The organism is Rhizobium sp. BR 362 (assembly GCF_036528765.1).
Taxonomy (GTDB): domain Bacteria; phylum Pseudomonadota; class Alphaproteobacteria; order Rhizobiales; family Rhizobiaceae; genus Rhizobium.
On sequence record NZ_JARWGH010000001.1, the window covers coordinates 409,249 to 433,308 of the forward strand.

Consider the following 24,060-nt stretch of genomic DNA (forward strand, 5'->3'; position numbering starts at 1 on the left):
GGAACGGCGCTATTCCTCCAGCGCCCCAATCATCTCCACCCGCGTCGCATGCCGCCCACCTTCGAACTGGGCGGTCAGAAACTCATCCACGATATCGAGCGCCAGCCCTTCGCCCACGACCCGCACGCCAATGGACAGCATGTTGGCATCGTTATGCTGGCGGATCATGCGGGCTGAGAATGTGTCGCCGCAGACGCCACAACGGATGCCCTTTATCTTGTTCGCCGCCATCATGATGCCTTGACCGGTGCCGCATAGGATGATGCCAAACCGGCAATCGCCGGAGGCGACGAGCTGAGCCGCTGCTTCGCCGTGCTTAGGGTAAGGTGTGCTCTCCGGCGTGGTCGGTCCGATATCGACAGCCACCCAGCCACGCGCTGCGATGTGACCGGCAATCGTCTGACGGAGCTGAATGGCGGCGTGGTCGCTGGAGAGGACGATGCGGTTGCTGGCTGTCATGGAGAAGTCGTCCTGTTTTTCAAGGCTATTTGTCGGTTTGACCGAACCGGGGCTGGGTTTGGGGCCAGTCCCGCCGGAAAAGGATTAGATGGCGAACACTGCAAATGCCACTTTTTAGAAGGCTGTCACTCATACTTCGCGAAAATGCTCAAGCATCCGATGCTGTTCGTTCGGTTGCCCAAATGGTCCGAGTCCATCCCACAGGTCGGGCGCATCTAGCTTGCCGAGCAGCATAAGACTGAGGTCGTGGGGGGACTGCTGGTCGAACCGAAACCAATCTTCCACGCGACCCGTTTCGCGAACAACGACGCGTCTTCTGCGAGTCGGATTCAAATCCCACGCCTTCACTTTATTCGGTCCAATCCGTTCGCCCCAGGGGGTGACGACCCCATCGGGCGGACAACGCGCAATTTCCACGAGAAACCCACCGCCGTTTCTGTCGAATTGAAAAGTGAGAAGATCAATGGACTGCACGCCAATTCTACGAAAATGAGGGAAACTACCTGTGAAGCCGGTGCGACGTATGCACGGCACCACAGAGGCCTGCAATTCGCGCACCATCTCCGTCCTCGATACACTCATTTAGCGATCCCTCTCATGCAGCAAACGACGTCAGCGTCAATTGGAAGGCATAAACGCTCTCCGCGCTACACAACACCAGTCTACCCGTGCATGAGAGCAGGGAAAACCGTTGCCATCACCGCGCGGCTGCCATCAAAACTGGCCATCTCTCCTTGCCGTCCGCCTCGGCATAAGTGGGGAGTTTTACTTCGGCACTTCCGTTGGGAAAATTCATTCGGCGGTGTTGCGGCTATGGTGGACAGGCCGGTCAAAGAATCTAATGCCGACGCAGATGACCGGGAACGGCCATGTTGGTCGCAATAATCCGGCGCACAAGGATATCTTTAATTTGGATATTCGCTGCAGGCCGTAAATGATAGAAAAAAGCCAAACTCCCTCTTCTCTAAGAGGCTGTCATCGAGGTGGGTAACATAGCGTCCGAAGACGCAGGAAATAACATGGGTATTGCCGTAAGTGGAGTTATTTTCGCTCCGATAACAAATTTTGACGTTTCGGTCTTGAACAGAGCTTTTGCACTCAATTTACAGAAGATCGAAGGCAAACTTCATCTGCTAAGAAATCCGACGTTTGACCCCAGGAATAGGGGAGATTTCATCGTACATTTCAGACGCAGTCATATTTGTATTATGAATACGGATGTTGCTGATGATCTTTTATTCAAAAACGATTTTACTTCCTACCATTTGCTTTCGTCCGCATTTCCGACCATCGAGAGGATGATCTTTTTCTGCCTTTATGATTCCGGCGGCTCCTATGGCTATTCCGCTTTCGCGCACGGGGAACTACTCCGACGCAAAGTATACACCGTACACGGGGGCACGTTGAAAATGGCACTCCGCTTCCCGTCGAAGAAAAATGGCAACCGGCCCTTTTAACAGACCAGGAAATTATAGATCACGGTGTCAATGACGGCGACGAACGGCGCTTCTTCCGCCACGTGACCAGCGGCATAGTCGCTGACGATACGATGGTGAATTGTTATCTCGTCGAGGAACTGCTTCAGGCCGAATACGGCTGGTCGCCCTTTGATGACGGTCATCCAACGGAATATGGATACTTCAGAACCGCCGAAACCGCGCCCTCGTTTGCTTCGTTTGAACAGGAAAAGGCGGGTGAGCATCAATCCATGCCCAGTTCAATCAAGAGCCTTTTGAAAAGATGGTTTCGGTAGAGAGGCGCTACGGGTAAGCCCGTTGTCAAAGTCCTTCTCTTCCCGACATGCTCCGCCCAACGATGGCCGATGCTGTTACTACAGCGGGCGTTCCGCATGGACCATGAGGAGGAACGCTCCCAAATCTCGCCATCGAGCGAACCGGGGTATCGCCTCACAGGCCTCCGGCGTGGGCTGTGGCTCACGGACTTCACTGATCCTAAACCCCGCATCGCAGACCCCATTTAAATAGTCACTGATGGTTCGAGGAAAGCGAGGGATTGCGAACGGGAGAACGTCTTCGTTGTTCAAGCCCGCGCCGAAGCGCCAGTTCTCGACGAAATTGGTCTGATCGAAATAGCGTGCCGCCACCAATCCAGTTGTCTTACCGCTCGCGTCCTTCTGCCATTGCAGCCCAGGCGTGATGAAGCATGGATGCAAGATGCTGAAGGCGACAAATCCGCCCGGGCGCAGCAGCCGGAACGCCTCTCGCATCGCAGCCGGGAAATCCGGTCCGTCCATGAGCGCCATTGTGGATAGCACGGCGTCGAAGGAGCTATCGGCAAACCCGGTATGCTGGTTATAGGAGGAAACCCTGTACCGAACGCCGAGCGGTTGACGGGCCTCAGCTTCCTTCGCATGGCCGATCATCTTTCCGGACAGATCAATGCCTGTCATCCGGGCTCCCATTGAGGCGAACCGTCTGGTGTTGGAACCTTCGCCACAGCCGAAGTCGATCACATCCAAACCGCTGATCGAAGGCAAAAAATCGAGGAAGGCGGGGAGGGTGAAATGGTCACGATAGACGTCGTACCCGCTGCGGACGTCTGTCGTCCACTGGTCGGCGTTTTCGTTCCAATGGCTAGCCACATCTTCTTCGGAAAGTGCGGTCACGTTCTGCTCCTTGCGGATTTGGTCGACGCCTTCGCTACGGTCAATGCAGCGTAGTCGGCTCATCGCTGCCTGACGACAACACCCTGGCCATCTCCAAAAAACCTGCCGCCTGCATTAAAAGTTCGATGCCAAACATGGTGGAGGCAATCTCGCTTGCGTTAGCCTCCAAGTCGTTGGCAACATCGTCCAGCATTTCAACGATATCGAGACGTCCGTCCGCAGCCATCGCTATCGAAGCGGAGCGAAGTTGGACTATGTAGCGATCAATTATCTTGAGGCGTTGCGCCTCATTCAATCCTTCGAAAATCTTTCTGCCGTTGCTATCGCTTTCCACTGAGGCCTCGAATTCAAAGCTGATCTCTGTCTATTCCGTTCAGCAGTTTGCTATTCGACATGGTATCGGCATCCAAGGACATGCCAACACCGAAATCATCGGTCAATGCCAATCGAGGCCCGCCATTCTTCGAGCGCTTGGCTGATAATGTTGAGTTCAAGCGAACCGAAACTCGCGTTTACGAATCTCTCATCGTCTCTCCCACAAAAGGCGGCACAGAAATGGGCGTCGTCGACGTATGTTTCAAACCGCTCCTCAGCGTGAGTGGAGGGCGTAACAATATTTTTACCATGAGTTGCGATCTTTGCGGCGGTCGCGCAGCCAAAATGCTCGGCTTGGGGCAGGTATTGGTTTTGCGTCACCTGCCCGAGAATGTCAAACCGGTCTTCATGTATACCTGGCTCCTGCCAGCGCATGGTGTCCGGCGGTGCTTGTCGCGTTCCTTCATCACCCCATATCATGCGACGGCGGCTAATACGTCCGTTGTCTCCGAACGGAGCGTAAGATGATCATTCATCTCAATGGGTTGGCCTGGGGCTGGCAAATATTCCGTCGGCAAGATTGTAGCGGAACGGCTGGGTGCTCGATTCCTCGATAATCATACGCTGCTGAATATCGCCGTCGCTCTGACAGATCGAGGCACTCCTGCTTATTACGAGCTGGTTACAAAAACGCGGGATCTCCCGTTCGAAGCGATATTGAGGTCGCCATCACGTGAACCAGTGGTGATGACAGGCGTTGTGACCTCCGGCGGTCCCCACGATTTCGTCAAACTCCGGCACTTAGATTCAGCGAGAGACCTTCAGTTGAATTAATTGATAACTCAATCCAAGATAGCGGATGGCCAAGGCTAGATCAGCCACGAGCTTCTAATGAGTCGGTTGCATGAGGCGAAGCTGGTCGAGATAATATCCTTTGGAAGAGCAGAAATATCGGGATCGCAGCGAGGCTTGATAAAACACCCCACACCGGAAGAAGCAGGTGATAGTTTAGAGAAAGCGTTGGCAGCGGTATCAGATTGGACGCGGTATGCCATAGCGTGCAATAGACAAGAGCTGCAGCGGGCAGGGAAGACTTCAGATATACATAACTTGTCGCCACGTGAAAAAACTTTCTGAACAGCAAGAAATATACGGCCAGTGCGACGGACAAGAGTTCCGATCCGATACCCAGAAACGCGAGATGCTGTGACACTGCGGAGAACTGCAACGCACCTTCGAATACGGCGAACGGGAAGAGGCCAATAACTGGATAGGGCGTTCGCTTAAAGACCCATACAATCAGAAACTTTATTACTTCCTCAAAGAAGGCGAGCAGCGTTGTCTTAAAAATGAACGCAAAGCCCAAGGACACAACTGCTCTCCCGTTTCGAGAAGCGCTCCTCGCTTGCTTCCGCCGTGATACGTGTTCTTTCGTTGGTCATTCATATTCCGAATATTACAATGACGTTCATAGCCATATGAAAAGCGGATGAGAGAAGTATTCCGCCACTAAAATATCGTATAAATCCGAGAAAAATGCCGATTATCGCGTAGTCTAAGAATGCCGATAAACTATTAGGAACATGCGGTATTATATATAAAACTGTCGTACAGAAAACGATCAGTTTGTCGTTGTAGTGATGAGTCCGGAGCTTCAGCCATAGATAGCCACGAAAAAATAACTCCTCTGAAATTGGCGCGATCATGCAGGTCGTAAGTATAAGAAGAACGCTTGTAGCGGAAAAGCTGTAGCTTGCCTGGTCCAGGCCCTGCCAAGCAGACTTTAAGAGCAGCAAAACTAGGCCCGCCACCAGCGCATAGATCAGTGAACGATGTTGGCGATCCGGCCGAGCAACCTCTCGAATACGTGGCAGGATCGACCCCAAAAGCACTATGTCAATTGTCAAGATCGGTACGACAATGGCTATTTCGGTTCGTGCCGTCGCGGTCACCTCCGATGCGGACAGCACGATACCGGCAATATTGGTAGTGAGAAAAGCCACAAATACTGCGCCTATGATAATTCCAATGTCACCGGCGCAGACGAGAAAAATCATACGACAGATGGTTGTCACCCCTGCCAGAAATCGCTTCCAGAACTGCGCCATGAACTACAAGCCGCCTTGCCATGTGAATTTCAAAGACTGGTTAGGGTCATCGTTGCCTAAAAAATGGGCTGATGAGGAAGTCCCATACCAAAAATGAGATAATTGGAGAGAGAAAGGCGAAGTAAATGAAGTGATCTCCAATTCCCCGTAGGCCGAAGGGAAATAGAAAAATCAAAAGGGGGTTTATGATGGCAAGGGGTATGAGAATGTTAAGATACTTCAACCGTTACCTCCCCAGTATCGGACATAGACCCGGACGAGAACCAGAATCTATGTCCTTTGCCGCCAGTTCCGAGAACTATCTGTGGCTTCCGGAGCTACTAACGCCTCCAACGCCGTCGGATCCGGGACCTCCACCGTAATCACCCATGGCAGTATAGCCACCATAATCGGGTGAGGCTCCGCTGTTAATATTATTTTCTACCGAGTTACCGATTGCATATCCGGCGAGCCCGCCGCCTGCAGCGCCGATCCGCCCGCCCATGGGACCAGCCGCAGAGCCAGCCGTTCCCCCGACGACGCCGCCGACAGCAGCACCGATCCGGCCGCCCCATCCGCTGTTTGAACCACTATCAGATGAACCACCCATAAAACTTCTCCTATCTTGCGCTTTGGGTTGAAATTTCATTATGTGATGCATCACTGATGGAAATATCTGTGCAAAATGCTGCTATAATCAACCCCAAAAGTGGTCCTCAATAGGAAAAACAACCATTGGATGAATCCCCAGCATCATTTTCCTGGTTCACAAAGACAACCGGAAAATATACTGGCCATATAATTGAACTTTCAATCATTTCTGTCGTATTGCGCCTTCTCGGGCTTGTTCAACCTTTTGTATTTCAGGCGCTTATCGACAGAATTCTTCCATTTCAGCGGGAAGATAGTCTCTATATCGTTGTTGTTCTGCTCGTAGTTGTCGCGCTCTTTCAGAGCGCATTTAAGTCCGTATCGACATATCTCGGCGGTGATTTGGTTAATCAACTAACACGCGAGTTCAGCAGGCGCATTTACGATCACGTACTTCACCTGCCACTGCGCACCCTGCAGAAATGGCAAGTCGGCGAGCTATTCGCACGCATGGGTGAAATCGAGACCATTCGCCGATTTCTCACTGGAACCATTTCGGGTGTTATCATCGATATCGTGTTCTCGTTTGTCTACCTCGGCGCACTTTTCTCGATCAGCCCATCGCTCACTCTGATCATAATTGTGATCCTACCCACGCAGATGATAGCGATTGCCATAGTTGGTCCCTTCTTACGGCGACGCCTGAAGCAATCGTTTCTGGCAAAGTCAGCGCACCAATCCCGCATGATCGAGACCTTTAGGAACGCCGAAACCGTGAAGGCCCAGGCAGCAGAGGAACGGTACGTCAGACGTCTCGATGGAACGATGTCGGCGTCCTTGGATCTAGGCTTCAAGATCACCAGGTTGCACATTGTGAATGGCATCATCAGCGATGCTTTTAGCAATGCCTTTGATATCCTGATCGTGTTTTTCGGCGCGATGCTTGTATTGGCCAATTCCATTACCCTTGGACAGCTCGTGGCATTTCATCTGCTGGCTGGACATGTTTCGGCACCCATTCTTGGGCTCGCCTCGTTATGGGAGCATTGGCAAGGCATAAAGATCGCCCGCCTTCGGCTTGGAGATGTCCTGAACGCCCCTTCCGAAAACGAAACTGGCAAACAGAAACTTGTCCTGAGAGGTGCGGCAACCCTGCGCCTCGAAGCGGTGTCGTTCGGATACACTTCTGAGCGACGAGTGCTCGACAACCTCGACCTGACAATTGCTCCTGGACAGCCGACCATCATCGTGGGGCGCTCTGGCTTTGGAAAATCGACCTTGGCGAAGGTCATAAGCGGATTATATTCGCCAGACACAGGTTCAGTTTTCATCGATGATCAGGCGCTGGACGGATTTACCCCAGAAAGCGTCAGGACCAATGTTGCCTACCTCCCACAGGAACCGGCATTGTTTGCGGGGACGATCAAGGAAAACCTTCTCCTAGCCAAAGAGGATGCCACCGACGATGAGATGCAAACTGCCTTAAGGGACAGTGCTTGCGCTGAAATGATAGAGCAGTTCCCGGCAGGAATGGACACGGATGTCGGCGAGCATGGATCGGCGCTCTCAGGCGGCCAGCGACAGCGATTGGCGCTTGCACGCCTTCTCCTGCGCAATCCCAACGTCTTGATTGTCGATGAACCCACTAGTGCTCTGGATGAGCGATCCGCATCCATCATCACTCACACGCTGAACGACCTGGCGAGATCCCGCGCAGTGGCCATCATAAGCCATCGGCCGGAGTTGTTTGGTGCCGAAGCGAAAATTGTCGATCTCGAAAAACTTCAGGAGCGCAAATGACCACGGTGTCACCACCTATGGCCCGATGCTCACCTACTGTTCGAGTCACGGGTTGGTTTCTTCTCATCATGTTTGCGGTCATTCTTGGCGGCAGCATCGTTGCCAAGACCGAAGTCGTGGCACGCGGCTCAGGAAAATTGGTTCCGATATCGCGTGTTCAAGTGGTTCAGCCGCTCGCCGACGGCAAGATCATCGAGTTGAACGTCAATGAGGGGCAGGCAGTCACAGAGGGCGATGTTCTGGTCAAACTCGATCCCACGGCAGCTCAAAGTGACATTCAGCGCATACAGGCCAATATCGAGCAGCAATCACTGGATGCCGACGTGGCAGACGCTATCGTTACACCACTGGCCGCCCAAGATCCTGCAAGTCCAGGCTTTGTCGCAGCGGGCATTCAAAAGTTCCGTCAAGATTGGCCCGCAGACTCTGAGAAGGAACCCGAAGGCGAAGCGCTTGTGCGTGCGACGCTTGTTGCCCTGCGAGATCAGATTTTGCAAACCGATGCTCAATTGAAGCAATTGGAACTACAGCAGCAGGCGCAGACCGCCCGAATAGAAAAGGCCAAGATAGATCGCGACATCGTCTCGCAAAAGCTTGCCTCGGCCGATACCCTGCTGAATCAAGGTGTCATGAGCCGCAACGAACATCTCGATAGGCTCCGAGAATTGAGGTCAATCGATGGCGATGCGCAGGTGGCCGAAAGCGAACTTTCCGCGCTGGCGGCATCGACAGAAGCCACACGACGCCAACGGGCAGCTGCTATCTCCGACAATCTTGCGACGCAGCGTCGCCGCCTGCGGGAATCGGAGATCGCCCGAGACAGCTCCGATGCCGCATTACGCGCTGCACAGGAACGACTGAACAATCTTACACTTCGTTCGCCTGTCAGCGGGCGCATCGAAAACATGACCGTTCATACAGTTGGTGGCTTCGTCGAAGCAGGTGCCACCTTGATGGGAGTTGTCCCTGCCCAGGGCGGTATGGAGATCGAGGCCTTTTTCGACAACAGAGATGTGGGGTTTTTGCAGAGCGGACAGAAGGCGTATGCAAAATTTGACGCATTTCCGTCCGAACGTTTCGGTGTCGTTGCGGGCGAAGTAACAAATATCGGGGCTGATGCTCGGGAAAATGGCACATCTAAGTGGGTCTACGCAGTGCGTCTGCGGCTCGATAAGTCGGCGCTACGGGTGGACGGCAAGGAGATTGGGTTTTCACCAGGCATGACGGTGACCGTTGATGTCGTCACGTCACAACGCAGGCTCATCTCGTATTTTTTTGAGCCCATCACCAAGGCAATTCAAAATGGATTGAAGGAGCGATGACACGTTATGGGTGCGGCCTCATCACTAAGAAAGCTGAGTGCGATGGATGCGCTAGGCAGCATGACGTTTCTGGCACTTCAATCTCCGCTTCATCGACGCTGGTCCATTGCCGACATGGAAACGAATTTCGTTCCCGCCCTCAAAACAGGACAGTGCAAGATTTACTTCTTCGGGCCGGATAATCCAAAAGCCTTTGTGACATGGGCACTCGTGGACGATGCCACCCACCTGAAGTTGATGTCCGACGGCCTCACTCCTCATGAATCAAAATGGGCATCAGGCGACAACCTTTGGTTCATTGATGTTGTCGCACCGCATGGTGATGCCGCCATGGTCATTAGGGATATGCGACAAAATCATTTTTCCCGACAAAACGGATATTCGATCAAGCGCAACCCCGATGGCTCGATCAATCGAATCAAGAAGTGGCGCAACATTCGTTAATGGGGCGCTTGCCCTCTGCGCGTGCGTGGTTTCGACAGCGATACCTCGGTACATGCCTACGCAGTTATTGGCCTCTGATATCGCCTCGAAAAAACTCCACAGCACGTTGAGAGACATAGTCGTGGATGGCAGTTCGTCTAATACCCTGTCGATCCAGGAATAGTTCTGGCGCGGCCTCTCGTCCCATTTCCGATCCTTCGGAAAGAAACGCATAGTGGCCGACGCCACCGCTCAAGACCTCATACCCACAGCCAGGAATGTTGTCGGAGAGCCATTTGCCGCATTCGCTCGGCGGAGCGACGGTATCATCATCACCACAGATAATTTGAACGGGCTTGTCGACCGCTCGAAGGCTGTCCTGTGAGAAGCCAAGCACCGACCGGCCTGGTGCGATTGCAAGTGCACGTCGAAACCTTTGATCAGAGAAACTGCCACGCCGTCCCTCCCAGGAAGCGAGGAGCACGGGATTTTGGCTGAGCTTCGGCAGCTCATCGGCTAGGTTTGGAAATTCTTGCGGTCCACGGATCGGGCTTTTTACTGGATTGCCGGGTTCGAACTGTGAGAAGGCAATACGTGCGCCCGCAAGCAAAAGGGCCGTATATGCACCGGCCGAGAAGCCCGCGACGAAGACCCGCTCATCTATTTCGACGCCAAGCTGGCTTCGCCAGGACGAGTCATCAAGGATGGCGGTAAGATCGCTCGCTCGTTCCCACATGCATAGGAACCCTTCGGCACGGTACCGTTCGGAGCCGGTATGACCGTGATGATCTACCGCCAGAGCGACAAAACCTTGGTGAGCCAGTCGAAAGCCCAGCCATTCCAATGCCGCCGCCGTCGCCCCAGTTCCGTGCGATAGGACCACGAGCGGGCGGATTTGTTCCGGGTGAGCTATCTGACCGGAAGCGAATACGAGTTGCTGTCGAACTTGCCAGGCAGAACCCTACAGAAGCGACGATATCACCTCGATTTCGGAGGAATGACATTCGCGGTCGACGTCTTTCAGGGCGAGCTGGAGGGTTTGATATTGTGCGAAGTGGAGAGTGCGTCGCTCGAAGAACTGGAAAACGTAACATTGCCAGATTGGGCAACGGTCGAAGTCACGACTGACCCATTCTTCAAGGGCGGACACCTGTCGGAAATCGGCGCGGCGGATCTCGCCCTAAAAATTTCCTCATTGCCCTTTCGCAGTAGTGTGCCTTAAATCCGTCGGCCCTCCATGGTCAAGCCAGAGTGGAGGATGCCATTGCCTCCGGTGCAAAAGTTGTTAGCGTTGAGTATGAGCATCAACGACGATATCCCCGAACACTTCCAGATTGCCGAAACTGAAGGATGGTTGGTGAACCATCGCATCAATTCAGCCCTGCCTGGCTATCTCATGATCAGTTCAAAGACCTTCACAAACGATCTGGCGGAGCTTTCGAGCGCGGCTTTAGCTGAACTTGGTCCCTTGCTTGCCAAGGCTCAGAATGCCTTGAAATCTGGTCTGGGCTCAGAGCGGGTGTATATCGGTCGCTATGGTCACACCCCGGGATATCCGATCCACTTTCATGTGATCCCGATATACGGCTGGGTCGAGGAATTGTTTTGGAATGACGCCCGTTATCGGCTGCTCGAAACTTTTGCGGATGGGCCGGGAGACAGTGCAACGGACGGGGCGGAGATGACGCTGTTTGTGTGGCGTGAGTTTTGCGAGCGGCCAGACCCACCTCCGACAAGGGGTCCGTCCGTCAGCGATGTCGTTGAGCTTTTACGCAAAACGACATGGCCGAGCACATGACTGAAAAGAGAGGGAGAGGGGGAAGTCCTCGACTGAACGTACCATCGGCGTCCATTGTGTAAATGCGTTTGGCCGATATGCTGCCTCGCACACCTGATGTCGGCAACGGAGCTGCAAATTGGCCGTCAAGAAAATTGACCACACTGGCGATGCCAGCAGGGCAGGAAGACAAGGCCCGGGCGTTCTACCAAGACCTTCTCGGGTTGGCAGAAGTGGAAAAGCCACCTCACCTGGTTTCGCGGGGAGGCTGCTGGTTCGAACTCGATGCAGTGAAGGTCCATCTCGGTGTCGATCCGGATTTCGCTCCCGCAAAGAAGGCCCATCCAGGCTTCGTTGTTGATGACCTCGAAAGCCTATGTTCCGCTCTTGAGAGGGCGGGCTTTAGCACTCTGTCTGACCAGCCGCTTGAGGGGTACATACGCAAATACGTCAACGACCCTTTTGGAAATCGCATTGAGCTGATGCAGATTTCCGTGGCTTAGATTCGTCTGTGTTCCTTGTCAGCTCGCGTATGAGACAGCTCAGAATAAGGCCGCATTCGCTAGGGGAGTTTGATGTACTACGACCCGCATTACCCTACAATTTTGCCAGCCCTGATCGCGCTGCCGCTTTTCCTCGTGTTGAATGTCGTGGTGCCTATATCGGCTTATTTTATTGCACGGTCGTTCGGGCGGCATAAATGGCTGCCGCACACACTCGCATTTTTTTGGGTGCTGACGTCGGTATTCACCTTTGACCTGGTCGGAATGCCAACGTTAGCGGCAGACGAAGAGCCGGGGCCGGGCGACGGATTTCTGCTGCTTCCAATACTTCTGGAATCGGCAATCGTATCCGTTGCCTACTTTCTTGCTTTGATTTGGCTGCTCGTCAGCCGTCTAGCAGGACGAAATACCTCCCGACCTCAATCATTGTCCTGAATCAGCAGACACGGCCGGTGGGAAGCATGACTAAAGGTGTTCTAAGATTCTTTTTTGACTATTGCGCGGGCGGCTGCTTGTGGGCCGGTGACGTGGCGACGCGGGATAGACTGGGTGCCGGGCCGGTCGATGCAGCTGTGTATGATCTCGAAGGACGTGAGTCCCGCAAGCCAAGACTCGTTTTGTCGGATGCAGCCCGTCGACTGCGCGACCAGCTTGATACCGAGCATTCCGGTTATCTCAACCCGCTTTATCAGCTCGATCCAAGTCCATGGACACAAGCAGTTTGTGACAATTTCAACGCCAGCGTAGATCGGCTCCTCGCAATTCTCCGAAACGAGCTGGGTGCTGACTACGAGATATTGGACCAGCAACGGCGCTACGTCGAGGATCCGGCTCTTGGTAAATATCTGGCCGCCAACCCGAAACTTGCCGCCATCAAGCGGTGACAGAGCCGACAGTCCGCTAAATTTTGCCGTTAGAAGGTTCAAATCCCATGCCGATACTGGTCGAAATCGTTCCTTATGATCCGAATTGGCCGAGGCACTTTAGAGACGCAGAAGCTGTTCTGAGAAAGCTGCTCGGATCCACTGTCATGGCAATTGACCATGTCGGAAGCACGGCCATTCCGCATATGCCTGCCAAGCCGATCATTGATATCGACATCACGTTGTCCAGTTTGTCCGCCGTCCCCAGCGCCAGCCTGTGCCTCGTTGATGCGGGCTACGAAGCTCGCGGAAATCGGTACGACGACAATGTTTGGGCATTCTTGTTGAAAAGCTCTGTACCCAAGCTTCGGGTTTATCTTTGCCCGCCGCAAAATCGCACTCATGAGCAGCGCTTGATGTTTCGCGACTACCTGCGTCAGCATGACGATGTTGCGCAGGCGTATTCGAATTTGAAAGAGCGCCTTGCGGAACGGTTTCCATACGATGGAGATCGCTACACGTCAGAAAAGAGTGAGTTCGTTCAAGAGATAGTGGGTAGGGCGCTGGGGCAGTTGCGGTGACCGGGTTGGGGGAGAGGTGATTGAACGGATAGGACGCGCCGCTGTTTCGGCGGCGGGTTCGGCAGAATTTCTTGTTCTCCAAAGTTGCAAATATCGGCTCACTACGACAGAATTACCGTGAAAGGCTCCTCCTACGGAACTGGCGATGCTCGACTTCGAGGCACGATATTCGACCCCACAGGTTGAGACGATTGAGCGCTTCATCAGTAAGCATTACGGGCTTGCGGCCCCAGTTTCTTGTAGAATGCTCCAGCGCGGCTTGAATGATGTTTACCTTGTCATTGCAAGCGACGGCGGGCGTTATGTCTTTCGGCTTTCCCACCAGCGTGCGCGTGGTCCCGCCGATGTCAAAGCCGAAACGGCTTTCCTGACACATCTTTCGCAATCCGGAGTTCCGGTCTCCGCGCCCATTCCGACACGTGGCGGCACTTTGTTTCTTACGGGAAATGCGCCGGAGGGGCCGCGCGAGGGTGTGCTTTTCAGGGCGGCCGACGGTCGCGACGCAAATGCGACAGACGCTGGCGATGCTTGGGCCAACGGTGAAACTCTTGCCCTGGTGCACAATGCCGCCGAGACATTCCCGATTGAGCGGACAGTGTATCGTCTTGATCTCGAACACCTGCTGCACCGCCCGCTCGCGCGAATACGCGATAGTGGAATAGTGGAAGACGCCGAAGTCCTCCGCGATCTTGAAAATATCGCCGCACGGACCGCAAAGGCGATTGAAACGTTCAGTAATCTGACCTGGACGTATTGCCATGGGGACTGCCACGGCTTCAATTCGCGTATCAATGATGCTGGCAAAGCAGTGTTTTTTGATTTTGATGATGGTGGTCCAGGATACCTTGCTTACGACTTGTCGGTTTTCCTGTGGGCGAAAATATCCTTTGGTCGGAAGTTGACCAGCATGTGGGACGCGTTCATCGATGGATATCGAGCAGTCCGGCCGATAGCTGCAGACGACCACGAAGCAGCCCATCGGTTTGTGATCGTCCGTCACTTTTGGCTCATGGGCGAATACGCGAGCCGGGCACAAGAGTGGGGCGACAACGCTGTCGGTTGGGTTGCCCGGGAAGCAAATTTTCTCAGAACATGGGAGAGCGAGCAATTCGTTGATCGCCTGTTCTGAATGTTATCAGCGCAGTTAAGAAGGGGAATGCTACCCAACGTCCGAAGAGGGGAAGCAAATTGTGACAGAGCGCCAGCCTTTCGATCTCGCAGCTTATCTGGATGGAATTGGGACGAGACCTTGTTTCATCTGCCGTTGTGTCGGCAACGATCCGGACTTCTTTCATCATCGTGTCTACGAGGACGCTGATACGATCATTTTCTTGAGTAAGTATCCTACTCTGCAGGGGTATTGCCTTGTATGCCCTCGTGAACATCGCGAAGACCTCTCGCAGCATCTCACAAAGACGGAGTACCTTCGCTTGCAGGAACTGGTGTATGTCCTGTCTCGCGTCCTGAAAAAGATGTTTGATGCAGAGCGCATTTACGTTCTCTCGCTCGGCAGTCGACAGGCAAACAGCCATCTCCACTTTCATGTTGTACCCCTGCCGGAAGGTGTTCCCCTGGCAGAGCAACAATATCATGCGCTAATGGTCGAGAATGGCGTCTTGTGTATCGATGATGACGAAATGGCCAACATGGCTCGGCGCGTTGGCGCGGCGTTAATGGCGGAGCTTGCCAACAAGGAAGACGGTTCAGCTGCAAGTCAGATTCCAATTTGAACACGACCGCCATGTGGCCCAGCCACCTACTCAATGTGGAATCGGAGCCGATTATGACGCTGAACTGCTACGGCGAGTACGTTGTCGGCGCTTTTCTCCTTGGAAATATCGCCGAAGTGAGAAGCTCCAAGTTTATCGGACGCGGAATCGGCAGCAAACACCACCTCCGGCAGCGGTGTCGTTCATGGCAACTTTGCGCCAACAGCGGACGTGTTTAGATCTTGCGATAGCTGTCAGCTAGGAGCCTGAATATGGCAATAAACCTGGGGTAGACCGAAGCAAGCACTGGCGGCGCGAGAACAGAGATCAGTGTCGCTTTCCCGGGATTTATCTCTGAGGACAGCAAGGTAGCAACCAGTCCGCTCGTAAAAAGTAACAGCAGAAAGACCCCTCCGGCAGCCAATTTGAAGTATCGCGTGAATTCGTCTTCGGAAGCGGCCTTTGCTTGCTGAATTTGAAACGCAAGGTCTAGGTCTGGCCGAAAATTGTAGATGAATGAACCGATTGCGAGCACAATCCCAAGTATTAGGCTCTGAGAAGGCGACACCTTCAGCTCAAAAACGGACATCGCAACGCGAAGCAAAAGCACCGCACCAACGTTTGCTAGTAGCGTTCGATTAAGCTGCTTATTATACGTCCTTTTGTCGATCATGCTCGTTCTTCGTTTTCCGCGCCACCGGCGACAAGAGTAACCTTGGCGCGATAAAGATTCCTCAACGCAACCGATAGAGTTTTATCAACAATGGGCGTGCTGACTGCTTAGGGCCGACAATAGCCATTGGTCGCATTTGACTCCCTAAGATCGTGAGATAACTCAGGATGTAAATTCTCCGTTAGCAATACTACCATTTCGGGTACTAGCAATCATTGACTCAAATAGCGCTGGCATGAACACGCTACCGGAAGTGCAAGGGCTGAGGCTGGTTTTGGCGGCTGGAGGAATCTATTCGCGTCCGGATCATCCAGGCAAATTGCGCTGTACCCGGAGCTTTGGCCCGGCACCATTCAAACAGCGATCCGCAGAGTTAGAGAAACAATGAAGCATCAATGCACAATCAACAAAATCACCAAAATCGCGACAATCGGCTTAGCGCTGACAATGGCACTGGCTGGCTGCACGACATCCTCACCGCAGCCAACATCCGCAGCGCCCGTCCCGAGCGGTAAGACGGATGTCGCCATAACGGCCTTCAAGGAACTTTGCCTGCAGACCGCTCCGTCCTTCGCAGCCGGTATCCAGGGTGCCAAGCGCTACGGCGTCACTTTCCTCGATCTCGGCGGCGAGCAAAGCGGCATGACCAAGGACGAGTCGATGTCCGTACAGATCAAGCCCGGTAAGGAATGTGCCATCACCAGCCCCAACCGTGCCGACCCCACTTTGCACCAGCAATTCCTGAGCACCGTCGCGGAATTTGCAGACAAGGTTCCGCAAGACGACAAGCCCAATCAACCCTTTGTCGCGACGATTAAAGGCAAGCGCTTCATCTTCCAGCATGACCGAAAAGGCGGTGAAGCCTACGTCATGCTGAATCCGGAGAAATAGCTGTCCGACATGCGGGCTGGCCGGGTGTTTAACCCGGCCAGCGTTTTTTACCCGGCCGTCCGTAAGTAATATAGATATCAGCATGGCGGCTGTTCGAGTGTCTACGGCGTGCCGCTGACTTAGGAGAACATCGTTATCATGCGAGTTTTTGATCTATCGGACGTCCCGCCCGGCACCCCGTACGAGCAGCTTGATGCCCACGAAGCAATGCGAGTCTCAGCACCAGGCGTGTGGAAGCCGTCGGCTGCGCAAGTTCAACGTTGGTTTACTGTGAACCCAGCCATGCTTTTGCAGAAGCTGCTCGCCGCGCCTTTTATGATCATCATCCTTTGGTTATACGACCGGACGATATCTGGTTCTGCATCGCTCAAGGCTTTGCAACTCACGTTTCGCTGAATAGCGAGGCGCTACGTTCGCAGTTTGTCGGACACGAAGGTCAAAAGGTACTTCAAGTTTCGCGTCCGCATTTCTTTCTCGGGCAGGACAATCCGTGGCCGGAGCTGTTTTCGGAATTTTCGAAACAGATCGCTCAAAGCATTCCACAGCTCAGAAATATTCTGGGGGTTCGTTTTTCGACGACGACGGCTATGGAAACGGCTGCGTTTGATCTGTGCTGGATGGATGCTTTTAAGGACTACTTCGAATATGAGGCACGGTGCGGTTGCGGCATTCCCCAGATTATTCTCCATGGAACGCCCGAAGATTGGAACTCGATGGTTCCTCGTTTGCAGCAGATGGCCCAGTACGGATTAGAGGAATGGTGTGCAGCCCTTGGCCCCGTTCTGGCGAAAATCGCCGATACGGCGGCAGGCAAGATTGATCACGAATTCTGGCTATCGTTCTTCCGCTACCTGGCAGGTTCCGGTCCCGCCGAACTCACGGGCTGGATCGTCACCCTGTTCCCTTATCTTGTTGACTGGCGTACGGGAGCGCTTGGGCCGAACAAGTATCTGTCGGCATGGCGCGAACGTCTCGAACGCTCGTTGGCCCGTGGTGGGCTTGATTGGATGACAGAAACGGAGGGGCCGAGCATAGGTGCGCTCCCGCAGTCGCTCGCGAGCGCTCCGCTGCGGTTCGTCGACGTTCGCGATGAAAGCGAAACGAATTTGAGGCTGGTCGCGGGGATGTTCGGTGTTGCCCAGGCAACGGAGAACAATGCCTTGTCCGCGTCCTTCGGCTGGTCGGTGATCTATGATGACGCCGAGGTCCGGTCTCGCCGTGAGTTCGTGCAGATAACATCCTAGCCTTGTGCTTGCGGAGGTGAGGGACGCTTGCTGGGGTACTGCTGGCGATATCCGCTCTGGGTCAGTAGCTTAGGTGAAGCCAGTAGTGAGGCTCCATTTCGAGAATGCCGATTAGCTCTAAATAACGTGATTTCGCTTCAGGCTCATTGGGCGCTGCCGTTTTCCAGAGCACGAAGTCTACCGGTCTGAGGAGCAGATCGCCCTCGAAATCTGTGGTCTGTGCGCTCGGCAACGACTTGATAATCGCTGCGAGATCACGGTCTGGCCCATGGCGCACCGATTTCCAGGTCGGATGCTCAGAACCCCCGACAGTCTCGACTACGATATTCAGTCCCACTGCTGCGCTCCCATCATCTGCAGTTCAGCATAGGGTGATTAGGAGTGCAATCGCAACACAGTCGCTTACCAATCGGCGGCCAGTGGACCATCATGGCTGACATGTCCGACCGGGCGGTAGGTCAATGGTGCGGGCAGCTTTGGTCGCCTCGATGGACCTCATAATTGGAAGGTTTCTTGTTCACAGATAATATGGCCGTGGCACGTCCGGCATGTCGTCGTAGGCGCGGAGAACTACCTTCAGAGGGGTCAGTGTCGCATCATGATGCCAGTAGACGATCTTTAGCCAGGTCGCGGCCCGTATGTAATCACCGCCGCCGATCCATTTATCCTGCAGATTTGCCTGCAGCATTCTACGACCGGCACCCAATAGCTCGTCCTTGTCGAATCGCGCTCGCCCCAGCTTTTGCAGACAGAGCGCATACGCAAACTGCCGTGGTTGCAACGTCTGTTTGAGCGACGGGATTTTGGGCGCAAGGTGTCGCTCATATTCCTCGATGCCAGCCTCGTATTGGCCAGCCTGAAAGCTGAAGGCCATGAAATTGTCGAGAATTCCGTCGGTCAGAATTCTCCCCTTACTGAACGGCAGGCCTTTGGCTTCTTGGCGAACGAAGCGCTGCAGCTTGTAGTCAAACTTGTCGGGTCCCAGCACTTTGATGAAGCCCGTTCGCATGTACTGGGCCTGCGCGTCTTGAGCCACCTTCCAGGTAGCTTCGTCGCTTTCTCCATGACACATCCATCGGCCAATGGCTTTGGCACAATGCAGGGTGCGTCGGTGGATATTCGGATCGGGGCCGAACCTTTCTTCTTCTCCTCCCTCAATGGCCTTATCCAGCCATTGCAGTGCACGCGGCAGCACGGGCGCTATTTCTGTCTCCAGCCAGAGCAGCCAGCATAGGATGACCTCCGCCAGATGTCCGTTAGCGTAATTGCCCATCGGCTTCTTTTCGTCATATTGCGCCTCCAGGTAATAGCGGAGGGGAACCTCGTCGCGGAGACGATTGCGCCGTAGGGCAATCGGATCAAATTTAGGCATATTCGTATCTTTCGAGTGGAGCGCTCAACGCGCTGATGCCTATCGGCTTTGGCTTTGTAGCTTCGAGCAAATCGACAAACGATGACGCGGCTATGTGGCCTCGCCGCAAATCTCGATAAGCGTACCGTCTTCGAGATCGGCCTTGCCCACCCCAACGACGAGAAAGCCCTCATTTAAGATGGGCGCGAGAGAGTGTTGATGAAGCCGGTCCTTGACGGCGGTAGCTTCCCGGACTTCCTTGCCCGGAACATGCAACATTGCACGGAGCCCGACGCCGACGGGAAGATCGGACGTCCCTTCAAGGATGATCATCGTCCCCTTACGGCTCTCAACACCGTACGCTCCCAAAACTTTGCGTACTCGTCGTCCTCCTGAGCAGTCCGCTTTCGCCCTGACAGGCTCATTCTAATGGCGGTCGGAGTACGTCCTGCAGAGCCTTGAGCATGGCGCGGTGGTCCTCCGCTGACGGCTTGCCGAGGATTGAGATCATAATACATGGCATGCTTCCTGGCTCCCTTTGCAAAGTCCACGGCGCTGCGGCGAATGACCGGTCGAGGAATAGGTTTAGCGATACAATCTTAACGATAGGCTTTGAAGCTCGTTAAATACCATGCCGATATAAGACGCCAAGCCGCAAGGAGGGGACATGCTCTGGAAGTTGTTAGCGATTTGTGTGGTCTATGCTCAACTATCGGCCATCGCGGACGTCTATAGCGGATCGTGGTTTTTTCCCCCGATGAACCTCGCGGCATGGGTGTCGTCGTTCCCGGCTACGGTCGCAGTCTGCTGTTACGTGTTTAAGTTTCCAGTTGGTAAGCAAAAATACTGGCAGGGTTTCGCTTGGCTCTATTGCGCCTACGCATTGATGCTGGCCGTCTTTGTGTTGGGAAATGATATGCGGCGGTGGTTCTATGGCCTTGGCGTTGACAAAGTCGGTTCGTCCGTGGGGTTTGCGACGGTCCTGATGGTATTTGTCTTCAAATGGCTCGCCATTTGGCGCTATGGACATGAGAAAGCGATCTGGGCGGCCGTCGATGCGAGCGGACCGGATTTTCCTTCGAGCGCTGAGCTAACAGGGTTCTTCGGCTTGCTGAGACGCCGTCGGCTATTGCAGTTCTATACCGCTGTCTTTGCAGTTTTCTTGCTTACCTTTGTTTTCAAGAATCCCGATGGTTCCAGGGAATCTGATCGACGCCTCTACGATGCTTTGGGTCCAGTCGCCTATTATTATGTGATGAAGTCGATCCAAGGTGTGATGACCTTAATGGCTGGGTTTTGCGTCGTGCATGAATTCGCGACATTGCGGCGACGTGAACGCCAGTCAGAAAAAAAGCCGGTATTAGCTCAAATTGACCCAACAGTCGCCGCTGCGAGTCCCGGCGACAAAATGAACGACGAAGTGCAGAGGGAAGTTCTCGCAAAGGTTTAGATGAAAAGCCCAGGATGGCATCAACGCAATTCTACACGTATCGAATAGCGCTTCGATCATTGCCATGATCCCCCATCTGGCGAGGGTACGGATTAGCAATTTTCCTCGAATTCGGCATGCTCTCTCAAGGGATCAGACGCAATGGCTCGCCTGGAAATCCATGATCGTCATTAGAAGGCCAAGCCCGGGGCCGCTCGTCCGCAATCTCCAGCATGTCGGCAAACTCGATGACATTTTACGCCAACATGCCGATCACAAAAGCGCAGATATTTTTGCTCGGTGACGCGTCCTGGAAGATCTTTGGCATATCGACCGTCGGATGATATCGAAGCTAGGTTCCGGCATCTGCGGTCAATTCGCGCTCTCATCACTAGGAGGTAGTTTTGATAGACTTGGCTTGCGCTGTTTTTGTGAGGGATGGTCATGTGCTGTTGATGAAGCGAGCACCCCACAAAGTCTGGTATCCAAATTGTTGGGACCTAGTGGGCGGCCACGTCGAACCCGGCGAGAGCGTTGAAGCTGCTCTGGTGCGTGAAGCTCAGGAAGAGGTCGGCCTAACCCCCGTGCAGTTTCGCTGGATTGCCGAACTTTCCGAGCCACAAGAAAGCGGCAATCCTCGCGCCCGGTATCATGTCTACGCGGTGACCGAATGGGAAGGGGGTGAGCCGATGTTGCTGGGCGACGAGCACACAGCGATGCAATGGGTCACGGCGGCTCAGGCCTCGGTTCTCGGGGGCATTGCGCACCCCCAATATGAGCGAATTTTCCGTGAATTGACTGCAGCATATGATCCTGGCGCAGTAGCAAATGTCGATCCGGAAAACCGCCATTCGTAATTTCAGTCAAATTCAACCGTTAGGAATGTCATGCCGAAAACCATTTTGATTGTAGGCGGAAGTTCGGGGATCGGGCTCGAACTGGCCCGGCATTATATCGCTGAGGGGCACCGGGTCTGTATCACCGGCCGTCGCGATCCATATATGCCCGGCGCACTCTTCTTCCATCTGTCGATTGGTGCCTTTGCTGATCAACTCGTCCCTGCGATCAACGAATTGGTCGCTGCCTTCCCCGGGGTGCAAACACTGGTTTATGCCGCAGGTTTCCTGCAAAGGGGAGCAATCGAAACACTAAGTGACGAAGCCCTTCTGACAATGACAAACGTGGGAATCGTTGCGCCCATGATGTTGGCAACGCGGCTGAAGCTGCTCGCACCCACTCCGCTGAAATTGATGCTCATCACCTCAAGTTCGCAATATACGCCGAGGCCGCAGGAGCCCGCCTACGCGGCTACCAAAGCCGGACTCGCGATGTTGGGAGCCTCGCTGGCCCGGGATGCTGGCGTCGGTAAGGTTCTCGTCGCTGCGCCCTCCGGCATTCGCACACCGTTCTGGAGGGGGGCCGACGAGGATACGACGTCCATGCTAGACCCTGTTTGGGTAGCAAATCAGATAATCGAGCTTTCCGGCGGCCCATTCAAATATCGCTACGCGAAGATCCTGCGAAATCCGGCACGCGTTGAAATTGTCGAGACTTTGGACAACAGCTTCGCTCCTGTTGTCTGAGGTCGCGCATACCGTAATCAGGTGCCGGTATCGCGGACAATGTGCAGATCGCGGATCATCTCAGCGGCATGGAGAAGCCCGTAGTGCCACTCCTCTAATGGCACCCGCGCGGCTCCTGCGGAAACGGTGCGATGTAAATCAGTGCATCCTTGCCTGGTACCGGTACGATTCCAAGTTCTTGCCGAAGCTGCCGGATTGTATCCACCGATCTGTCCAGCATGTCGCTGACCTCGTTCGGTGACAACTTCTCGACCTCGTTTGCGGCTCGCACCAGGTCAGCAATAAAGTCTGTCGTGACGCTCACGGTATACCCAGAATCGCAACATATATCGTCCCGTTAAACTTGGACGCCGGTTGCACTAAGTCAAGCTAAAGGCATCGCGAGTGATCCTCCTTGCCGCCCGCTCCGGTAGCGAGGCGTCGCGCTCTCATCCCAAGAAGCCATTTGCTTCTCCTTGCACGGCCAGAAAAGGTCGCTTATAGATTCCTTCATGATCAAAACCGCGCTCATTGCTGCAACCTATTATGCGACGTTCCCATAAGGAGCGGCGCGTTTCGATCATCCCTTGAAACTAGCCGCCGTCAGGCGGCTTTGTTCATTTTGGAGAACCCCTGGCGGCACTACCAGGAGTGTTCCGATGACAGTTTCCAATGCCACACCCGACCAGCCGGAGCCGCGCTCGCCTGTTCTGAAAACTCTCCGTGAACGGGGTTATGTGAATCAAGCCACGGACCTTGCGGGTCTAGATTCCGCGATGGAAGCGGGTATCGTCCCCGTCTACGCGGGTTTCGATGCTACGGCGGACAGTTTGCATGTCGGCCACCTCATTCCGATTATGATGCTTCGCTGCCTTCAACAGTCGGGCCACAAGCCTATCGTTCTGATCGGCGGAGGAACCACACGGATCGGAGATCCAAGCTTCCGCTCGGAGGCGCGGCCGATGCTAACGGACGAGCAGATTGGCAACAACATCGAAGGGATAAAAAGGGTCTTTGATGGTCTTCTTTCCTTCGGTGACGGGCCGACGGATGCCGTGATGATCAACAATGCCGACTGGTTGGATGGCATCCGCTGGATCGAGATGCTGAGAGATGTCGGCCGACATTTCTCGGTCAATCGAATGCTCTCGCTCGACAGCGTCATGTCGAGATTGGAAAAACAGGAGAATTTGAGCTTCCTGGAGTTCAATTACATGGTTCTCCAAGCGTTCGATTTCCTCGAACTTTCTCGAAGGACCGGCTGTCGCTTGCAGATCGGCGGAGCAGACCAATGGGGAAACATCATCAATGGCATTGACCTGATACGGCGAGCAGACGGGAGGGAAGCCTTCGGAATGACCGCCCCTCTTCTCACGACTGCTTCCGGCGTAAAGATGGGCAAGACTGTCGTCGGGGCGGTGTGGTTGAACCCGGATCGCCTTTCGCCATACGACTACTGGCAATTCTGGCGCAACACAGAAGATGCTGATGTTGTTCGGTTCCTGAAACTGTTCACGGATTTGCCGTTGGCTGAGATTGAAGCTCTTGGAAGGGCAGAAGGATTCGAGCTGAACGCGGTCAAGGAACGTCTCGCTACCGAAGCTACGTAAGCGCGAATTTCGCCACACCTTCTGTAATTGATTGAGCTTTGGCATGAGGTGTCCACCTAAAAAAGGTGGACACCAAGTGATGGAAGAAGGTCAAAAACTTGCCGTGCGGCTGGTTGGTCGGAATGGACGACGCCGTTTCGATCAAGGATCGAAGGACCGCCTTGTTGCGGCCTGCCTTGAACCGGGCGCATCGGTATCGAAACTTGCGCGCTTACACGGGGTGAACGCGAACCTCGTTTGGAAA

Annotated in this window: 32 protein-coding genes and 1 pseudogene; 19 read left to right on the top strand and 14 right to left on the bottom strand. The window is 54.1% G+C overall.

The window, feature by feature from the left end:
• Nucleotides 1-9: 9 nt before the first annotated feature.
• On the bottom strand, nucleotides 10-459 hold the full coding sequence (gene rpiB / locus QDY28_RS01975) for a ribose 5-phosphate isomerase B (RefSeq protein WP_331380022.1): 450 nt from the start codon (nucleotides 457-459) through the stop codon (nucleotides 10-12).
• Nucleotides 460-588: 129 nt separating this feature from the next.
• Entirely contained in the window at nucleotides 589-1,020 is a 432-nt protein-coding gene (locus QDY28_RS01980) for a DUF4304 domain-containing protein (RefSeq protein ID WP_331380023.1), read from the bottom strand.
• Nucleotides 1,021-1,478: 458 nt separating this feature from the next.
• Here QDY28_RS01980 and QDY28_RS01985 point away from each other — a divergent pair, with 458 nt between their 5' ends.
• Nucleotides 1,479-1,916: a hypothetical protein gene (locus QDY28_RS01985; protein ID WP_331380024.1), complete on the top strand. Its 438-nt coding sequence runs from the start codon at nucleotides 1,479-1,481 to the stop codon at nucleotides 1,914-1,916.
• Here the strand turns inward: QDY28_RS01985 and QDY28_RS01990 are convergent.
• From QDY28_RS01990 to QDY28_RS02020, 7 genes are all read right to left on the bottom strand, one after another.
• Nucleotides 1,913-2,161, bottom strand: a complete 249-nt coding sequence (locus QDY28_RS01990) for a hypothetical protein (protein WP_331380025.1) — start codon at nucleotides 2,159-2,161, stop codon at nucleotides 1,913-1,915. The genes QDY28_RS01985 and QDY28_RS01990 overlap by 4 nt on opposite strands.
• A gap of 129 nt (nucleotides 2,162-2,290) precedes the next feature.
• Complete coding sequence (locus tag QDY28_RS01995; RefSeq protein ID WP_331380026.1) at nucleotides 2,291-3,085, bottom strand: class I SAM-dependent methyltransferase; 795 nt, start codon at nucleotides 3,083-3,085, stop codon at nucleotides 2,291-2,293.
• 40 nt (nucleotides 3,086-3,125) lie between these two features.
• Nucleotides 3,126-3,419 (bottom strand): hypothetical protein, encoded by a 294-nt coding sequence (locus QDY28_RS02000; RefSeq protein WP_331380027.1) that lies wholly within the window; start codon nucleotides 3,417-3,419, stop codon nucleotides 3,126-3,128.
• Between the two features lie 95 nt (nucleotides 3,420-3,514).
• Entirely contained in the window at nucleotides 3,515-3,880 is a 366-nt protein-coding gene (locus tag QDY28_RS02005; protein ID WP_331380028.1) for a hypothetical protein, read from the bottom strand.
• Between the two features lie 394 nt (nucleotides 3,881-4,274).
• Entirely contained in the window at nucleotides 4,275-4,772 is a 498-nt protein-coding gene (locus QDY28_RS02010) for a hypothetical protein (protein ID WP_331380029.1), read from the bottom strand.
• A 70-nt stretch (nucleotides 4,773-4,842) separates the two neighbouring features.
• The gene (locus QDY28_RS02015) at nucleotides 4,843-5,508 is read right to left on the bottom strand and encodes a CPBP family intramembrane glutamic endopeptidase (RefSeq protein WP_331380030.1); all 666 of its coding nucleotides are present in this window, start codon (nucleotides 5,506-5,508) and stop codon (nucleotides 4,843-4,845) included.
• 420 nt (nucleotides 5,509-5,928) lie between these two features.
• Nucleotides 5,929-6,093 (bottom strand): hypothetical protein, encoded by a 165-nt coding sequence (locus QDY28_RS02020; RefSeq protein ID WP_331380031.1) that lies wholly within the window; start codon nucleotides 6,091-6,093, stop codon nucleotides 5,929-5,931.
• A gap of 129 nt (nucleotides 6,094-6,222) precedes the next feature.
• Here QDY28_RS02020 and QDY28_RS02025 point away from each other — a divergent pair, with 129 nt between their 5' ends.
• From QDY28_RS02025 to QDY28_RS02035, 3 genes are read left to right on the top strand one after another with little or no spacing between them, the layout of a single operon-like run.
• Nucleotides 6,223-7,878, top strand: coding sequence for a peptidase domain-containing ABC transporter (locus QDY28_RS02025; RefSeq protein ID WP_331380032.1), 1,656 nt, complete (start codon nucleotides 6,223-6,225; stop codon nucleotides 7,876-7,878).
• Nucleotides 7,875-9,200, top strand: a complete 1,326-nt coding sequence (locus QDY28_RS02030) for an HlyD family type I secretion periplasmic adaptor subunit (protein WP_331380033.1) — start codon at nucleotides 7,875-7,877, stop codon at nucleotides 9,198-9,200. The genes QDY28_RS02025 and QDY28_RS02030 overlap by 4 nt, the downstream gene beginning before the upstream one ends.
• A 6-nt stretch (nucleotides 9,201-9,206) precedes the next feature.
• Nucleotides 9,207-9,644, top strand: a complete 438-nt coding sequence (locus QDY28_RS02035; protein ID WP_331380034.1) for a toxin-activating lysine-acyltransferase — start codon at nucleotides 9,207-9,209, stop codon at nucleotides 9,642-9,644.
• 64 nt (nucleotides 9,645-9,708) lie between these two features.
• Here the strand turns inward: QDY28_RS02035 and QDY28_RS02040 are convergent, their stop codons facing one another.
• Entirely contained in the window at nucleotides 9,709-10,506 is a 798-nt protein-coding gene (locus QDY28_RS02040; protein WP_331380035.1) for an alpha/beta hydrolase family protein, read from the bottom strand.
• A gap of 21 nt (nucleotides 10,507-10,527) precedes the next feature.
• Here QDY28_RS02040 and QDY28_RS02045 point away from each other — a divergent pair, with 21 nt between their 5' ends.
• The 8 genes from QDY28_RS02045 (at nucleotide 10,528) to QDY28_RS02080 (ending at nucleotide 15,077) form a co-directional block, all read left to right on the top strand.
• A complete protein-coding gene (locus tag QDY28_RS02045; protein ID WP_331380036.1) occupies nucleotides 10,528-10,845 on the top strand; it encodes a hypothetical protein in 318 nt (105 codons plus the stop codon).
• A 75-nt stretch (nucleotides 10,846-10,920) separates the two neighbouring features.
• Nucleotides 10,921-11,421 carry an HIT family protein gene (locus tag QDY28_RS02050; protein ID WP_331380037.1) on the top strand — a complete coding sequence of 167 codons (501 nt, stop codon included), beginning with the start codon at nucleotides 10,921-10,923 and terminating at the stop codon, nucleotides 11,419-11,421.
• A gap of 149 nt (nucleotides 11,422-11,570) precedes the next feature.
• Nucleotides 11,571-11,903: a VOC family protein gene (locus tag QDY28_RS02055; RefSeq protein ID WP_331380070.1), complete on the top strand. Its 333-nt coding sequence runs from the start codon at nucleotides 11,571-11,573 to the stop codon at nucleotides 11,901-11,903.
• Nucleotides 11,904-11,975: 72 nt separating this feature from the next.
• On the top strand, nucleotides 11,976-12,338 hold the full coding sequence (locus QDY28_RS02060) for a hypothetical protein (protein WP_331380038.1): 363 nt from the start codon (nucleotides 11,976-11,978) through the stop codon (nucleotides 12,336-12,338).
• A gap of 26 nt (nucleotides 12,339-12,364) precedes the next feature.
• The gene (locus QDY28_RS02065; protein ID WP_331380039.1) at nucleotides 12,365-12,787 is read left to right on the top strand and encodes a hypothetical protein; all 423 of its coding nucleotides are present in this window, start codon (nucleotides 12,365-12,367) and stop codon (nucleotides 12,785-12,787) included.
• 47 nt (nucleotides 12,788-12,834) lie between these two features.
• Nucleotides 12,835-13,347, top strand: coding sequence for a GrpB family protein (locus QDY28_RS02070; RefSeq protein ID WP_331380040.1), 513 nt, complete (start codon nucleotides 12,835-12,837; stop codon nucleotides 13,345-13,347).
• Between the two features lie 145 nt (nucleotides 13,348-13,492).
• A complete protein-coding gene (locus QDY28_RS02075) occupies nucleotides 13,493-14,476 on the top strand; it encodes a phosphotransferase enzyme family protein (RefSeq protein WP_331380041.1) in 984 nt (327 codons plus the stop codon).
• A 61-nt stretch (nucleotides 14,477-14,537) separates the two neighbouring features.
• On the top strand, nucleotides 14,538-15,077 hold the full coding sequence (locus QDY28_RS02080; RefSeq protein ID WP_331380042.1) for an HIT family protein: 540 nt from the start codon (nucleotides 14,538-14,540) through the stop codon (nucleotides 15,075-15,077).
• A 214-nt stretch (nucleotides 15,078-15,291) separates the two neighbouring features.
• Here QDY28_RS02080 and QDY28_RS02085 read toward each other — a convergent pair whose 3' ends face one another.
• On the bottom strand, nucleotides 15,292-15,729 hold the full coding sequence (locus QDY28_RS02085; RefSeq protein ID WP_331380043.1) for a hypothetical protein: 438 nt from the start codon (nucleotides 15,727-15,729) through the stop codon (nucleotides 15,292-15,294).
• A 384-nt stretch (nucleotides 15,730-16,113) separates the two neighbouring features.
• On the opposite strand from QDY28_RS02085, the gene QDY28_RS02090 reads away from it, so the two are divergent.
• Nucleotides 16,114-16,620, top strand: a complete 507-nt coding sequence (locus QDY28_RS02090; RefSeq protein ID WP_331380044.1) for a hypothetical protein — start codon at nucleotides 16,114-16,116, stop codon at nucleotides 16,618-16,620.
• Between the two features lie 230 nt (nucleotides 16,621-16,850).
• Nucleotides 16,851-17,864 (top strand): DUF4419 domain-containing protein, encoded by a 1,014-nt coding sequence (locus tag QDY28_RS02095; protein ID WP_331380045.1) that lies wholly within the window; start codon nucleotides 16,851-16,853, stop codon nucleotides 17,862-17,864.
• 61 nt (nucleotides 17,865-17,925) lie between these two features.
• On the opposite strand, the gene QDY28_RS02100 is transcribed toward QDY28_RS02095, so the two are convergent.
• The 3 genes from QDY28_RS02100 to QDY28_RS02110 form a co-directional block, all read right to left on the bottom strand.
• Nucleotides 17,926-18,201 carry a hypothetical protein gene (locus QDY28_RS02100; RefSeq protein WP_331380046.1) on the bottom strand — a complete coding sequence of 92 codons (276 nt, stop codon included), beginning with the start codon at nucleotides 18,199-18,201 and terminating at the stop codon, nucleotides 17,926-17,928.
• A 180-nt stretch (nucleotides 18,202-18,381) separates the two neighbouring features.
• Complete coding sequence (locus QDY28_RS02105) at nucleotides 18,382-19,236, bottom strand: hypothetical protein (protein WP_331380047.1); 855 nt, start codon at nucleotides 19,234-19,236, stop codon at nucleotides 18,382-18,384.
• Nucleotides 19,237-19,326: 90 nt separating this feature from the next.
• Nucleotides 19,327-19,548, bottom strand: a complete 222-nt coding sequence (locus QDY28_RS02110; protein ID WP_331380048.1) for a hypothetical protein — start codon at nucleotides 19,546-19,548, stop codon at nucleotides 19,327-19,329.
• A 334-nt stretch (nucleotides 19,549-19,882) separates the two neighbouring features.
• Between QDY28_RS02110 and QDY28_RS02115 the strand changes: the two genes are divergently transcribed.
• From QDY28_RS02115 to QDY28_RS02135, 5 genes and pseudogenes are all read left to right on the top strand, one after another.
• Entirely contained in the window at nucleotides 19,883-20,665 is a 783-nt protein-coding gene (locus QDY28_RS02115) for a hypothetical protein (protein ID WP_331380049.1), read from the top strand.
• Between the two features lie 383 nt (nucleotides 20,666-21,048).
• Nucleotides 21,049-21,501 carry an NUDIX hydrolase gene (locus tag QDY28_RS02120; RefSeq protein ID WP_331380050.1) on the top strand — a complete coding sequence of 151 codons (453 nt, stop codon included), beginning with the start codon at nucleotides 21,049-21,051 and terminating at the stop codon, nucleotides 21,499-21,501.
• Nucleotides 21,502-21,531: 30 nt separating this feature from the next.
• Nucleotides 21,532-22,227, top strand: a complete 696-nt coding sequence (locus QDY28_RS02125) for an SDR family NAD(P)-dependent oxidoreductase (RefSeq protein ID WP_331380051.1) — start codon at nucleotides 21,532-21,534, stop codon at nucleotides 22,225-22,227.
• Between the two features lie 638 nt (nucleotides 22,228-22,865).
• A pseudogene (tyrS, locus tag QDY28_RS02130) lies at nucleotides 22,866-23,813 on the top strand (tyrosine--tRNA ligase); the annotation flags it as partial.
• Between the two features lie 79 nt (nucleotides 23,814-23,892).
• Nucleotides 23,893-24,060: transposase (locus QDY28_RS02135; protein WP_331380071.1), on the top strand; the 168-nt coding region annotated here is incomplete at its 3' end.